14 protein-coding genes are annotated in these 12,878 nt (G+C 66.2%); 7 read left to right on the top strand and 7 right to left on the bottom strand.

The window, feature by feature from the left end; all coding sequences use genetic code 11:
• The first annotated feature begins 71 nt into the window (after positions 1-71).
• Positions 72-725 (top strand): TetR/AcrR family transcriptional regulator, encoded by a 654-nt coding sequence (locus tag ACN8ZM_RS33025; RefSeq protein WP_089454463.1) that lies wholly within the window; start codon positions 72-74, stop codon positions 723-725.
• A gap of 133 nt (positions 726-858) precedes the next feature.
• Complete coding sequence (locus tag ACN8ZM_RS33020) at positions 859-1,542, top strand: type 1 glutamine amidotransferase domain-containing protein (protein WP_043184272.1); 684 nt, start codon at positions 859-861, stop codon at positions 1,540-1,542.
• Between the two features lie 20 nt (positions 1,543-1,562).
• Here the strand turns inward: ACN8ZM_RS33020 and ACN8ZM_RS33015 are convergent, their stop codons facing one another.
• From ACN8ZM_RS33015 to ACN8ZM_RS33000, 4 genes are all read right to left on the bottom strand, one after another.
• Entirely contained in the window at positions 1,563-2,048 is a 486-nt protein-coding gene (locus ACN8ZM_RS33015; protein ID WP_420213333.1) for a MerR family transcriptional regulator, read from the bottom strand.
• A gap of 131 nt (positions 2,049-2,179) precedes the next feature.
• Positions 2,180-3,424 (bottom strand): saccharopine dehydrogenase family protein, encoded by a 1,245-nt coding sequence (locus tag ACN8ZM_RS33010; protein WP_420213090.1) that lies wholly within the window; start codon positions 3,422-3,424, stop codon positions 2,180-2,182.
• A 42-nt stretch (positions 3,425-3,466) separates the two neighbouring features.
• Complete coding sequence (locus ACN8ZM_RS33005) at positions 3,467-4,384, bottom strand: acetoacetate decarboxylase (protein ID WP_420213089.1); 918 nt, start codon at positions 4,382-4,384, stop codon at positions 3,467-3,469.
• A gap of 180 nt (positions 4,385-4,564) precedes the next feature.
• Complete coding sequence (locus ACN8ZM_RS33000) at positions 4,565-5,014, bottom strand: MerR family transcriptional regulator (RefSeq protein WP_043184268.1); 450 nt, start codon at positions 5,012-5,014, stop codon at positions 4,565-4,567.
• Positions 5,015-5,182: 168 nt separating this feature from the next.
• Between ACN8ZM_RS33000 and ACN8ZM_RS32995 the strand changes: the two genes are divergently transcribed.
• Positions 5,183-6,013, top strand: a complete 831-nt coding sequence (locus ACN8ZM_RS32995; protein WP_205821409.1) for an alpha/beta fold hydrolase — start codon at positions 5,183-5,185, stop codon at positions 6,011-6,013.
• Between the two features lie 74 nt (positions 6,014-6,087).
• Here the strand turns inward: ACN8ZM_RS32995 and ACN8ZM_RS32990 are convergent, their stop codons facing one another.
• Positions 6,088-6,750 carry a glutathione S-transferase family protein gene (locus tag ACN8ZM_RS32990; protein WP_301769331.1) on the bottom strand — a complete coding sequence of 221 codons (663 nt, stop codon included), beginning with the start codon at positions 6,748-6,750 and terminating at the stop codon, positions 6,088-6,090.
• A 123-nt stretch (positions 6,751-6,873) separates the two neighbouring features.
• Between ACN8ZM_RS32990 and ACN8ZM_RS32985 the strand changes: the two genes are divergently transcribed.
• The gene (locus ACN8ZM_RS32985; protein WP_420213088.1) at positions 6,874-7,854 is read left to right on the top strand and encodes a helix-turn-helix transcriptional regulator; all 981 of its coding nucleotides are present in this window, start codon (positions 6,874-6,876) and stop codon (positions 7,852-7,854) included.
• 170 nt (positions 7,855-8,024) lie between these two features.
• Positions 8,025-8,432: a DUF3224 domain-containing protein gene (locus tag ACN8ZM_RS32980; protein ID WP_420213087.1), complete on the top strand. Its 408-nt coding sequence runs from the start codon at positions 8,025-8,027 to the stop codon at positions 8,430-8,432.
• On the opposite strand, the gene ACN8ZM_RS32975 is transcribed toward ACN8ZM_RS32980, so the two are convergent.
• Together ACN8ZM_RS32975 and ACN8ZM_RS32970 are read right to left on the bottom strand one after the other, a co-directional pair.
• Positions 8,426-8,644: a hypothetical protein gene (locus ACN8ZM_RS32975; protein ID WP_420213086.1), complete on the bottom strand. Its 219-nt coding sequence runs from the start codon at positions 8,642-8,644 to the stop codon at positions 8,426-8,428. The genes ACN8ZM_RS32980 and ACN8ZM_RS32975 overlap by 7 nt on opposite strands.
• Positions 8,635-9,873 carry an SfnB family sulfur acquisition oxidoreductase gene (locus tag ACN8ZM_RS32970; RefSeq protein WP_420213085.1) on the bottom strand — a complete coding sequence of 413 codons (1,239 nt, stop codon included), beginning with the start codon at positions 9,871-9,873 and terminating at the stop codon, positions 8,635-8,637. Before ACN8ZM_RS32970 ends, ACN8ZM_RS32975 begins: the two co-directional genes overlap by 10 nt.
• A 291-nt stretch (positions 9,874-10,164) precedes the next feature.
• On the opposite strand from ACN8ZM_RS32970, the gene ACN8ZM_RS32965 reads away from it, so the two are divergent.
• Both ACN8ZM_RS32965 and ACN8ZM_RS32960 read left to right on the top strand, forming a co-directional pair.
• On the top strand, positions 10,165-11,430 hold the full coding sequence (locus ACN8ZM_RS32965) for an acyl-CoA dehydrogenase family protein (protein ID WP_420213084.1): 1,266 nt from the start codon (positions 10,165-10,167) through the stop codon (positions 11,428-11,430).
• Positions 11,427-12,827 carry an LLM class flavin-dependent oxidoreductase gene (locus ACN8ZM_RS32960; protein ID WP_420213083.1) on the top strand — a complete coding sequence of 467 codons (1,401 nt, stop codon included), beginning with the start codon at positions 11,427-11,429 and terminating at the stop codon, positions 12,825-12,827. Before ACN8ZM_RS32965 ends, ACN8ZM_RS32960 begins: the two co-directional genes overlap by 4 nt.
• The last annotated feature ends 51 nt before the right edge of the window (positions 12,828-12,878 follow it).

The raw sequence follows: 12,878 nt of genomic DNA, 5'->3' as shown, positions 1-12,878 counted from the left end.
AGACACTGTCAACTTGCATGCGGCCGATCATAGGACCACAATGTGTTCCCTGTCAACATAGGAGCAACACGATGTCGTCGGATGGGGATGCGGATGCCGGGCAAAAGGCTTATCACCATGGGGATCTGCGTCGCGCGATCATCGAAACCGCGCTCGACACGCTGCAGGAGCAACAGGGCTGGCAGTTCACGCTGCGCGAAATCGCGCGGCGCGCGAACGTCAGCCACTCCGCGCCGTACCGGCATTTCCCGGACAAGGCCGCGTTGCTGCACGAGCTCGCGCTGATCGGCTTCGATCGCCTGCGCGACGATCTCGCCGCGTCCGTCGATCCCGCAACCGATGCACCGGACGTGCTGCTCGCCCTCGCCTATGCCCATCTCGCGTTCGGGCAGCGCAACCCGGATCTCTATCGACTGATGTTTGCCGCGGATGCCGGGGAGCCTTCGGACATCCATCTCGATCCGCGCGTGCAAGCCCCCTTCCTGCTGGTCGTCGACATCCTGGAGCGCGGCCAGCGCGCCGGCACGATCCGCCCGCGCCCGGCGCTCGGCCAGGCGACCGCCTGCTGGGCGCATCTGCATGGGCTGACGATGCTGGCGATCGACGGGCGGCTGGTGCGCGAGAAGGTCGGCGACCACGCGATCGAAGATGCGCTGACCACCTTGCTGGACGGACTCGTGCTGCCCGCCACGCCCGCGCGGGCGGCCAGGACGAAAAGGCCTTGACCTTCGACTTTGCTTAAAGGTTATGGTTTGCCTCGGCGGCGTATCGAGGTCATGGGTATGTGCCATGCCATCCGACAATCCGGCGGTGCGTCGACGACGTCCGCCCCGTGGCCGATGAAAGGGAAACCGCATCATGAGCAAGCGCATCCTTCACGTCGTGAGCAACGTCGCGCACTACGCCGATCCGTCGCAACCGACCGGCCTGTGGCTGTCCGAACTGACCCATGCGCATCACATCTTCGCGGCAAAAGGCTATGAGCAGCAGCTCGTGAGCCCCAAGGGCGGCGTGTCGCCGCTGGAGCCGCGCTCGCTCAAATGGCCGCATGCCGACGCCGCCGCGAAAGCGTGGCGGGCCGACCAGGCCAACGCGGCGCTGCTGGCCACCACCGCACGCCCCGACGAGATCGATCCGGCGGATTTCGATGCGATCTACTTCACCGGCGGCCATGCGGTGATGTGGGACTACCCGGACGATGCGGGGCTGCAGCGCCTCACGCGCGAGATCTACGAGCACGGCGGCGTCGTGTCGTCGGTCTGTCACGGCTACTGCGGGCTGCTGAACACCAAACTATCGGATGGCTCGCTGCTGGTTGCCGGACGCCGGATCACCGGCTACTCGTGGGTGGAGGAAATCCTGGCCGGCGTCGCGAAGAAAGTGCCCTACAACGTCGAGCAGCAGATGCAGCAGCGCGGCGCGCGCTACGAGAAGGCGCTGCTGCCGTTCACGTCGAACGTCGTCGTCGACGGCCGCCTCGTGACCGGCCAGAATCCGCAATCGGCGAAGGCGACCGCGGAACAGGTCGTTGCGCTGCTGTGATGTGATGCGCCGGCGCGCCACTAGGCGCAGGGTGACCGGCGGCGCACCACCGCTTCGTCATGATCGGCGGCGGCAGTCGCAGCCTCGCCGCCATCCGCCGCATTCCCGGGCGGGATGCGCGACAGCAATCGTTTCGCATGGGTTGCACAATCGACCGACGCCGGTTTCGCGGCGATGTCAGCGATCAGCGACACGACCTGCGCCTTGCTTTGCGCGAGCCGCGCCTCCAGCGCCTCGATGTCCTGCACCTTGCGGCACAGCGCCTCCAGCACCGAATCGCAGGGCCACTGCGCGAGGCCGGCCGGCATCAGCGTGCGGATCTCTTCAAGACTGAAATCCGCCTTCTGCGCGGCCGTGATCAGGTCGAGCACCGTCACCGCTTCCTGCGGATAGGAGCGATAGCCGTTCGCTTCGCGCTCGACGAGCGTCAGCAGACCGATGCGCTCGTAAAAACGGATGCGCGAAGGGGTAAGGCCGGTGCGCTCCGCCAGTTCCCCGATCTTCATGTTCCGATACTCCCCGGCCGGATCGCATCCGGCCATCTGCCCCGTCGTGACTGTCAGTCGTCTCCTGATGTTGATTCGCAATCCGATCTTTATCGGCTTTCTGTCGACTAGCAAGCGGACGGCACACGCGCTCAAATCACGTCGAAACGCAACCCCGCATGGCGCACCAACCGCTCGATGTAGCGCTCGTCGAACATCGTCGCGGGCGTCCAGAAGCCGCCGCCGCGTCCGATCTTGACGCCATTGTCAACGCAATCCAGTGCGAGACTGATCGCGGCCTGACCGAGCATCTTGCCGGTGGAGCCATAGCCCGGATCGCGGTCGCCGGTGACTTTCACGCGCAGGGTCTTCCCGTCGTCGGTGCGGCCGAAGAATCGCAGATCGTAGCGGCCTGCCAGTTGCGCCGCGGCGCTCGGCCCCTCGCCGGGTTTCGGCAGCAGGAAGCGCTCCATCAGGCTGCGCACCGGCTTGATGACGACACCCACCATGAACGCGCCGAGGCCGGCCACCATCGTCACAGCGGTCAGGCGGCCCTTGAGGCCCGTGCCCGTCATCACCGCTTCGTCGTACGTGAAGCGGCTGCCGTACGCATTGCCGGCCAGTGCATTGGAGCGATGCACGACGCGCTCGTTGATCGCCGCCATCACGAAGGGCGCGATCCACGCGTCGAAGTCGCGATCGAACGCGGCGGATCGCACCGCATGCTGGCGTGCCGTAAAACCATGTCCCTTCGGGCACAGCGAATAAGGATCGAGCAGTTCCCTGCGCAACGCGGGATCCGCCGCCGCTTCCCGAACGACGTTGATCACGCTCGCCACCGTGCCGCCCGACGCGCCGCCCTTCAGCGTTTTCACACGCATCTTCACCTGCGCGGCCGGTACGCCCCACTGTTGCCGCGCCTGTTGCTGCAGGAAGAACACGCCCATGTCCGACGGCACCGAATCGAAACCGCAGCAATGAACGATGCGCGCACCGGATTGCCGGGCCGCCGGTTCGTACCTGTCGATCATCCGTTTGATCCACTGCGTCTCGCCGGTGAGGTCGCAGTAGTCGGTGCCGGTCTCGGCGCAGATCCTGACCAGCGGCTCCCCGTAAAGCGCATAGGGGCCGACGGTGGACACGACCACCCGCGTCTGCGCGCAAAGCGCTCGAAGCTGCGCTTCGTCGGCCGCATCGGCAACGATGATCGGTACCGACTGCCCGGCCGCGCCCAGCGTATCCCTGACCTGCCTGAGCTTCGCTTCGGAGCGGCCGGCGATGGCCCAGCGCAGCGTCTCGCCGGCACCCGACAGGTACTCGGACAGGTAGCGGGCGAGAATCTGCCCGACAAAACTGGTGGCGCCAAATACGACGAGATCGTGAGTCGGCCGGGTCATGGGCGGTTCCTTCGCGCGGGCGTGCCGCGGCGTTGCGTGGCGTCAGCGTTGCTTTCCGGGTTCATCGAAGGCCTTCAACGGGGTCGGCAGGTTCAGCACCAGTTGCGCATCCTTCACCACGTCGAGACGCAGGATGGTGGACGCGCCAAGCCCGTCGAGCAGTTGGCTCAACGGACCGCCATGCCGCACCAGCTCGACATTGCGCGGCAACAGGCGCTGGGCGAACGATAACGCATTCGTCTGCACCGATGTCTGGTGCCATTCGCCGTCGATGCGATTGATCATCGTCGACGTGCCCATGTGCGACTGCGACGCGACCTGGGTCAGTTCGGGCATCGGCACGCTCAGGCTCAGGTCCGGCCGGCCACCCGGGCCGGCAATGCGGGCGCTGGCGGTGGCGCCGAGGTTCACGTCGATATCGGCGAGCCACTTGGGCAGCTGATAGCCATGCACGCCGCGCACCCGCGCGATTTCCGTGGTGACCGGCAGCGCCAGCACGTGCGCGAAGAAGCTCCGGCGCCGCATCGAATCGATCAGCTCGAGCGCATGCGACCCGGTCGCACCGGGCCGGCGGATGACCACCGCGACGGACACTTCGTCATACGGATCGTTGTCGCACACCGAATACGAGAAGAAGGTCAGCGCGGCCAGCCCGTATCCGGGAAGCGCGCGCAGTGGCTCGAGCGGCACCGGCAGCGTGGTCCGCAGGCGTTCGAGCGGCGCCAGGAACAGCAGCTGAATGCTGCTGGAACGGTAGTAGAAATTCGGCGCCCAGGTCGGGCCGACCCTTGACGCGACCTGACGCTTCGGAATCCGACGGAAAAAATCGATGTTCCCCGCCGCGGGATCGCGCGCCACCTCGTCGAGGTCAGGATTCATCCGGAACCGGTCGTAATACCCGCCTTCGGGCACGTCGACCTTGTGCGGCCCGAATTCGACCTGTGTAAAACGCCTGTCCATGTTCGTCGCCTCTCGTCGATGATCGACCGTGGCAGGCAACACCCGAAGCCTGCTGACTCACTGCCGTCAGCAAGCACTCTAAGATTTAAGTCAACTTTAAGGTCAAGGGCCCGAATAGAGGGGCGCGTCGGATTGCGCCCGAGCTACCGGCCGGCACGCACTGTGCGGTGCGGTGCGGAATCATTTGGTGGTCGTGCGACGGCCCTTGCCAGGTGTCGACACCTCGCCCGGATTGCGCAACCGGTCCATCACCCAGCGCGTACGCTCCGTGCAACTCAGTTCGGTCGGCCGGTTCTTGATGGTGTCGATCGCGACGAGCAGTTGCGCCTTGTTTTCCTTGAGGCGTTTTTGCATCGCGTCGATCTCGGTGACTTTCCGTTCGAGCGCCTCCACGAGCCCGTCATGCTGCCAGTTTCCGGCTTTCAACGGCAGCAGATGGCGGATCTGTTCCAGCGAGAACCCGGCACTTTGCGCGCCGGCGATGATCTCGAGCATCCACACCGCGTCTTCGCCGTAGTCGCGATAACCATTCGTGCCGCGCTCGACGGCCGTGAGCAGCCCTTCAGCCTCGTAGAAGCGGATCCGCGAGGCCGTCAGGCCACTGAGCTTCGCGAGTTCCCCGATTCTCATACCTGCCTCTCCAGCGTGTTGACATTAAACCTGACTTTAAACCTAGAGTGAGCGCATCGCCAAGGCAGGCGGGCATCGGATGCCGCGTCATGCGCAGCGCCGGCCTGGCGACCATCGCGACCGGCAAGACCGTCACGAATCGATACCGCCCACCGAACAGGAGCAGACATGGGTTACGTCACAACGCAGGATGGCGTCGACATCTTCTACAAGGACTGGGGGCCGCGCGACGCCCAGGTGATCTTCTTTCATCATGGCTGGCCGCTCAGCGCCGACGACTGGGATGCGCAGATGCTCTTCTTCCTGGCACAGGGCTATCGCGTGATCGCGCACGACCGTCGCGGCCACGGCCGCTCCAGCCAGGTGTGGGACGGTCATGACATGGATCACTACGCGGACGACGTCGCCGCGGTCGTGAATCACCTCGGCGTGCAAGGCGCCGTTCATGTCGGCCATTCGACCGGCGGCGGCGAAGTCATTCACTACGTCGCCCGCCACGGCGAAGACCGCGTCGCCAAGGCCGTGCTGATCAGCGCCGTTCCGCCGCTGATGGTCAAGACGGACAGCAATCCGGGTGGCCTGCCGAAAGAGGTGTTCGACAACCTCCAGGCGCAACTCGCGGCGAACCGCGCGCAGTTTTACTACGACGTGCCGGCCGGCCCGTTCTATGGCTACAACCGCGCCGGCGCAAAGCCGTCGCAAGGCGTCATCTGGAACTGGTGGCGGCAGGGCATGATGGGCAGCGCGAAGGCCCACTATGATGGCATCGTCGCGTTCTCGCAGACCGACTTCACCGAAGACCTGAAAAGCACCACGATTCCCGTGCTCGTGATGCATGGCGACGACGACCAGATCGTCCCGTATGCCGATTCCGGTCTGCTGTCGGCGAAGCTGGCCAGGAACAGCACGCTGAAGACGTATGCGGGCTTCCCGCATGGCATGCCCACGTCCAACGCCGAGACGATCAACGCCGATCTGCTCGCGTTCATCCGCGGCTGAACGCCGAACACCCCACTGCGGCCTTCGGTTGCCATCGCGGCTGAAGGCCGCCTTCCACCCGCTCTCGAACGCAGCTAGTCGAGCGCGCGAAGAAAATCGGGGACCGCCTCTCCGATCGAGGCAAGATAGCCGGCCATCGCGCCGGCGACCTTGCGCACGGCGGGACGCGCCGTCATCCGTTCACGCCACGCGAGCAGGCGGGGCGTTTCGTCCGTCATCGGTGCGCCCTTGCGCGCGCCGAACAACTGCGCCATGTAGAACGCGATGTCGGCGCAGGAATACGTTTCGGCCAGAAACTCGCGATCCGCCAGCACGTGCTCCATGCGCCGATAGTAGTGCGCCGCTTCCGCGCGTGCGGCCTGTGCCGCCGGATCGTCGGGCGTCGCTTCCAGCCCCATCAGCCGGACGACGTGCGGAAAATAGATTTCGTCGCTGCAGTGTTCGAGCTGACGCGCGATGGCGCGCGCCGCCGGATGCGCCGGCCATAGCGCGGGATCGGGCTTCAGATCCTCGAGATACTCGAAGATCTGCGTGGAATCGAACAGCTCCAGATCACCGTCGATCAGCACCGGCACCTGCCGCTTCGGGTTGATCCGCAACACATCCGGATGCTTGGGATCGTAGCCGCGAAGCTGGCTGAACGGCACCATCACCAGCTCGAAGTCGATGCCCTTCTCGTGCGCCGCAATTTCGACCTTCGCGCCGAACATGCTCAGCGGCCCGGAAATGATCTTCATCGTTTGATCCCCTGTGGTGTCGTGTTGCGTAACCCGCGTCGATGAAACGGATCGGGAATGCGGCAAAGCATAAGCCCGATAACATGACACCTCATGTCAGGTATTTGAGGTAACGTGTCGCTCATGAAAGCGAGCCGCCTGTTGTCGATCATGATGATGCTGCAAGCACGCGGCCGGATGACCGCACCGGCGCTCGCCGAAGCGCTGGAGGTGTCCGAGCGCACGATCCTGCGCGATATCGACCAGCTCTCCACGGCCGGCGTGCCGATCTGGGGCGACCGCGGCCGCAACGGCGGCTTTCAGTTGAGCGACGGCTGGCGTACCGATCTCACGGGGCTCACCGAGCATGAAGCGCACGCGCTGATTCTGGCGGGCCTGCCCGGGCCCGCGAGCGAACTGGGCCTCGACGGCATGGCGACCTCCGCGCGGCTGAAGATGATCGCGAGCCTGCCGCCTGGCTCACGCGAGCATGCCGATCGCGTCGCCAGCCGGCTGCACGTCGACACCGTGGACTGGTACCGGGCGCAGGAAGCGCCCGCCCTCCTGCGGGAAGTCGCCGACGCGGTGTGGGGGGCGTACCGTATCGACGTGAAGTATCAGAGCTGGCGCGGCGTGTCCCGCCGCGAACTCGAGCCGCTCGGCCTGGTGCTCAAGGGCGGCGCGTGGTACCTGGTCGCCAGGGTGGTCGGCAAGCCCGGCGCACTCACGTTCCGGGTCGCGAATATCCTCGAACTCGATGCATCGCGCCGCCGCTTCAAGCGCCCCGCGCGATTCGACCTGGCAACGCACTGGCGCGACGCGATGAGCCGGTACGAGGCCGAACTCAATCGGCTGACCGCCCATATTGCCGTGTCGCCGCGCGGCGAAACCTGGCTGGCCAACGCACGGATCAAGACCGTGCCTGCCGCGCAGGATGCCAGCAGCGCGGAGGTGCCGCCGGGATGGAAAGCATTCCTGATGCCCATCGAATCGATCGAGCACGGCGCGCGGAAACTGCTGGGGTACGGCGCACACGTGAAAATCCTCGGGCCGCAGGCGCTCAAGGATGAATTCATCGAAGCGTTGTCGCAGGTGAAAGCGCTGTATCAAGCGGGCGACGATTGAAGCGTTGCCGTTTGCGTCGATGAGGCTTCGGCGATTCGAAACTACGGAACCATTGCGCCTCCGTCACGTTTGAAGTCGCACCTTTCAATGTCTCGCGTCGACGCGGCCGTCATCCGCCCGAACCCGGTTGGCTTATAGTGCGGGTTGCCGATTCGACGAGGAGCGCTGCAATGACCCTGCTGGCCAATGGTCCGTTTGAAGTGAAGCTGAATCCGGAATCCCTGAGTACCGTCGCGGAACAGACCGGGCTCGGTCGCATGTCGCTGGACAAGCAGTATCACGGCGACCTCGAGGCCGTCAGTCAGGGAGAAATGCTCGCTTTTCGAAGCAGCGTCCAGGGCTCCGCCGGCTATTTGGCGATGGAGACCGTGCAAGGCGTGCTGGGCGGCCGCCACGGCAGCTTTGTCCTGCAGCACAGTTCCACCATGACCCGCGGGCAGCCCCAACAGTCGATCACCGTCGTGCCCGATTCCGGCACGGGAGAATTGCTGGGACTCTCCGGCGCGATGATCATCATCATCGAAAGCGGCCGGCATTCGTACCGCTTCGACTACACGTTGCCTGACTCGCCTCAGTAAGCAGGCTCATGGGGATGCGGCGACTTTATCGTGTCGCCGCGCTGGTGCGGTAACCCCCTCTGTGCAGCATTCACCTGCTCGATACCCGGCGATTGCGCCTCGACGAAGGCCTTGCCGGGTTCGCTGATGATCGCGTCGATGCGCTCGACTGCGGCGACGCGCTCAACCATCGCTGCACCATAACGCCACGATCGCAACGAGTTCAATTCCACGCATGGCGCGCCGGCCGCACGCCGTTCAGGTAGTAGTTGCCGACGAGGTGATATTTCCAGCGCACCGGATCGTGCAGCGTATGCGTGCGTGCATTGCGCCAGTGCCGGTCGAGGTTGTGCTCGGCCAGCGTCGCCTGCGTGCCGGCCAGCTCGAACAGCTTCTCGCCCGCGAGCAGCGCGATCTCCGTCGTCAGCACCTTCGCCTCGCCCACCGCCACCGACGCGCGCGCGACATCGTCCTCGGTCACGTCGCCGCGCGCCGCGATCTCGTCGAGCGTACGCGCCGCGCGCTCGAGCAGCGCCTCCGCCGCATGCAGCTGGATGTGCAGACGGCCGATCTCGCGGATCGTCAACGGATCGTCGGCCGCCCGCTCGACGCCGCTGTCGACCCACGGCCGCGTGCGCGTGCGCACGAACGCCAGCGTATCGTCGAGCGCGGCCCTGGCGATGCCCGCGTCGATCGCGGCCTGGATGATCTGCGACAGCGGGCCGTTCAGCGTCGGCAGATCCGACACGCGCTGGGCCGGCAGCACGTGCGACGCCGGCACGCGCACGTTGTCGAGCACGACGGTGCCGCTCGCGGTGGTCCGCTGCCCGAACCCCGACCAGTCGTCGATCACGGTCAGCCCCGGCGCCGGCTGGCGAACGTACGCGAGCCACGCGCGGCGCTCGTCGTCGAGGCCGAGCACCGGCACGTAATGCGCGAACAGCGCGCCGGTCGAATAGAACTTGGTGCCGTCGACGACGTAATCGTCGCCGTCCCGGCGCACCCGCGTCTTCAGGTCGAGCACGTGCTTCGTGCCCTTCTCCGAAAAACCGTTGCCGAACCGCTTGCCGCTCAGCACTTCCGAGAAAAAGTGGCGCTTTTGCGCGTCGGTGCCGGTCAGCGCGATCACGTCGACCAACCCGAAATGATTCTGCGGCAACTGCCCGAGCGACGCATCGGCCGCCGCGACGATCTTCACCACTTCCGTCAGCGTCACATGCGACACGCCCGCGCCGCCGTACGCCTTCGGCACGGTGATGGCCCACAGCCCCGACTGCGAGAACCATTCGATCTCGTCACGCGGCAGCCGGCGCTCCTGGTCGCGCTCGGCCGCCCCTTGCGCGAGCCGCTGCGCCAGTGCATGCGCGGCCGCGATGGCCTGTGCGTCGTCGGCGATCACGCGGGCCACCTGGGGTTGCGTATCGGCCGGCCGTTCCTGAATCGTGGCGCTCGTCTCTGACATCGGGCTCTCCTGCTGATTGACGGAAACATTCAATCTAGCAGCGCACTGCGTGCCGGCAAACCGAGCGATTCGCACAACGATATTCCTTCGCGTGACAAACGATGCAGCACGATGCTTGCAGCAAACCGCGCGTCAGCGACGATGTCGACGCCCTTGCATCGATGCCGCGCCGCCTCGCCCGCGTAATGCCCGGTGGCGATAACGATGTACGAATCCGTTATTGGATCGTCCGCAGCGTGCTTCCTATACTGGCCTGCCGGCATCGACGGCCCCGCCTTTCAAGGACCCCGTATGACTTCGTCTCCCGCAGCAACCGAACTTTCCACCGGCACCGACTATGACGCGCTGGCCGGCCGCTTCAGGCCGATCTTCGAACGCATCGCGGCCGGCACCGCCGAACGCGAACGCCGCCGCGAACTGCCGCACGAGGCGATCGGCTGGCTGAAGGCCGCCGGCTTCGGCGCCGTGCGGCTGCCGGTGCGCGACGGCGGCGCCGGCGCGTCGCTGCCGCAGCTGTTCCGGCTGCTGACCGAGCTCGCTGCGGCCGATTCCAATCTGCCGCAGGCATTGCGCGGGCACTTCGCGTTCGTCGAGGACTGGCTGAACGCGCCGCCCGACGCCGATCGCCGGACGTGGTTCGACCGCTTCGCGAGCGGCCAGCTCGTCGGCAATGCGTGGACCGAGACCGGCGACGTGGCGCTCGGCCAGACCATCACGAAGGTCTCGGAAAAGCATGGTCGCCTCGTGCTGAACGGCCGGAAGTTCTACAGCACCGGCAGCCTGTTCGCCGACTGGATCGACGTGTTCGCGCAGCGCGCGGACGACGGCAGCGACGTGATCGTCGCCGTCGCGACCGCGCAGCCCGGCGTGATCCGCGAAGACGACTGGGACGGCTTCGGCCAGACCACGACCGGCAGCGGCACCACCCGCTTCGAGGACGCGACGGTCGATGCCCGGGACGTGATCGACTTCGCGCGACGCTTCAAGTACCAGACCGCGTTCTACCAGCTCTTCCACGTCGCGACGCTGGCCGGCATCGGCCACGCAATCGTGCGCGATGCAGCCGACCTGGTGCGCCACCGCACCCGTGTGTACAGCCACGGCAATGCCCCGCGCGCGGCCGACGATGCCCAGCTGCAGCAGGTGATCGGCGAGATCGCGTCGTGGGCCTATGCGGCCGACGCGCTCGCACTGCGCGCCGCGCAACCGCTGCAACGGGCCTACGAAGCGCACTTCGGCGGCGACGCAACGGCCGAGCACGATGCGAACGTCGCGGCCGAGATCGAATCCGCGCAGAGCCAGCTCGTCGTGTCGGACCTCGTGCTGCGCGCGGCGACGCGCCTGTTCGACGCGCTCGGCGCGTCCGCGACCCGCAGCACGACGGCGCTCGACCGCCACTGGCGCAACGCGCGCACCGTGTCGTCGCACAATCCGCTCGTCTACAAGGCGCGGATCGTCGGCGACTGGGTCATCAACGGGCGCACGCCGCCGTTCGTCTGGCAGGTCGGCAACGGCACGGGCACAAGCACGCATGCAGAGGCAGGAGCCGCACAATGAGCAAGACCATCCGTTTCAATGCGTTCGAGATGAACTGCGTCGGCCACCAGTCGCCCGGGCTGTGGGCCCATCCGCGCGACCGGTCGTGGCAGTACAAGGACCTCGACTACTGGACCGATCTCGCCCGCGTGCTCGAACGCGGGATTTTCGACGCGATCTTCATCGCGGACGTGATCGGCTATTACGACGTCTACAAAGGCAGCAACTACCACGCGCTGCACCAGGCCGCGCAGATCCCGGTGAACGATCCGCTGCAGCTCGCCGCGCCGATCGCGATGGCGACCGAGCATCTCGGCATCGGTATCACCGCATCGACGACGTTCGAACACCCGTACACGTTCGCGCGCCGGCTGTCGACCGCCGACCATCACACGAAGGGCCGGCTCGCTTGGAATATCGTCACGTCCTACCTCGAAAGCGGCGCGAAGAACGTCGGCGATCACGGCTTGCGCACGCACGATGATCGCTATGCGGTCGCGGCCGAATACGTCGAGGTGCTGTACAAGCTGTTCGAGGGCAGCTGGGAGGACGGTGCGGTGGTGCGCGACCGCGACGGCCGCGTGTTCACGCACCCGGAGAAGGTGCACGAGATCGGCCACAAGGGCCGCTTCTTCGACGTGCCCGGCTACCACCTGTGCGAACCGTCGCCGCAGCGCACGCCGGTGCTGTTCCAGGCCGGCGCGTCCGGCCCCGGCAAGGCGTTCGCCGCGCAGCACGCCGAATGCGTGTTCGTCGCCGCGCCGACCCGCCCGCAGCTCGCGCGCTACGTGGCCGACGTGCGCACGCAGGCCGCCGCCGCGGGGCGCGACGCGAGCCAGGTCTTGATCTACAACCTCGTCACCGTGATCGTCGACGAAACCGACGAGAAAGCGCAGGCCAAGTTCGACGAATATCGCAAGTACGTGTCGTATGACGGCTCGCTGGTGTTCATGTCCGGCTGGACCGGCATCGACTTCGGCCAGTACGCGCCGAACGATCCCGTCCGGCGTGTCGAAACGAATGCGATCGTGTCGGCGGTCGAGCATCTGGCGGGCGGCGACACCGCATGGACGATCGAGGAACTGGCAGCCTGGGGCGGCATCGGCGGCCTGGGCCCGGTCTTCGTCGGCTCGGCCGCGACCGTCGCGGACATCCTGCAGGAATGGGTCGCCACCACCGACGTGGACGGCTTCAACCTCGCGTATGCGGTTGCGCATGAAACCTTCGAGGATGTCGTGCGTTATCTCGTCCCCGAGCTGCAGCGGCGCGGCGTGTATCCGACCGGCTATGCGCCGGGCACGCTGCGCGAGAAGCTGTTCGGCGGATCGGCGCGGCTGCCGGACGAACATCCGGCCGCGCAATTCCGCGACATCGAGCAAGTCAAGCGCGATGCCGAACAGGTGGCGGCCTACGCGTGACGTCAACGTGACGGCGGGTCGGTCCGCGTGTCCGCGAGCGGGCCGGCCTCA

Origin of the sequence: Burkholderia aenigmatica (genome assembly GCF_048627025.1) — a bacterium.
Classification (GTDB): Bacteria; Pseudomonadota; Gammaproteobacteria; order Burkholderiales; family Burkholderiaceae; genus Burkholderia; species Burkholderia aenigmatica.
Note: the sequence above shows the minus strand (reverse complement) of the source record. Positions and strands in the feature narration are given on the sequence as shown.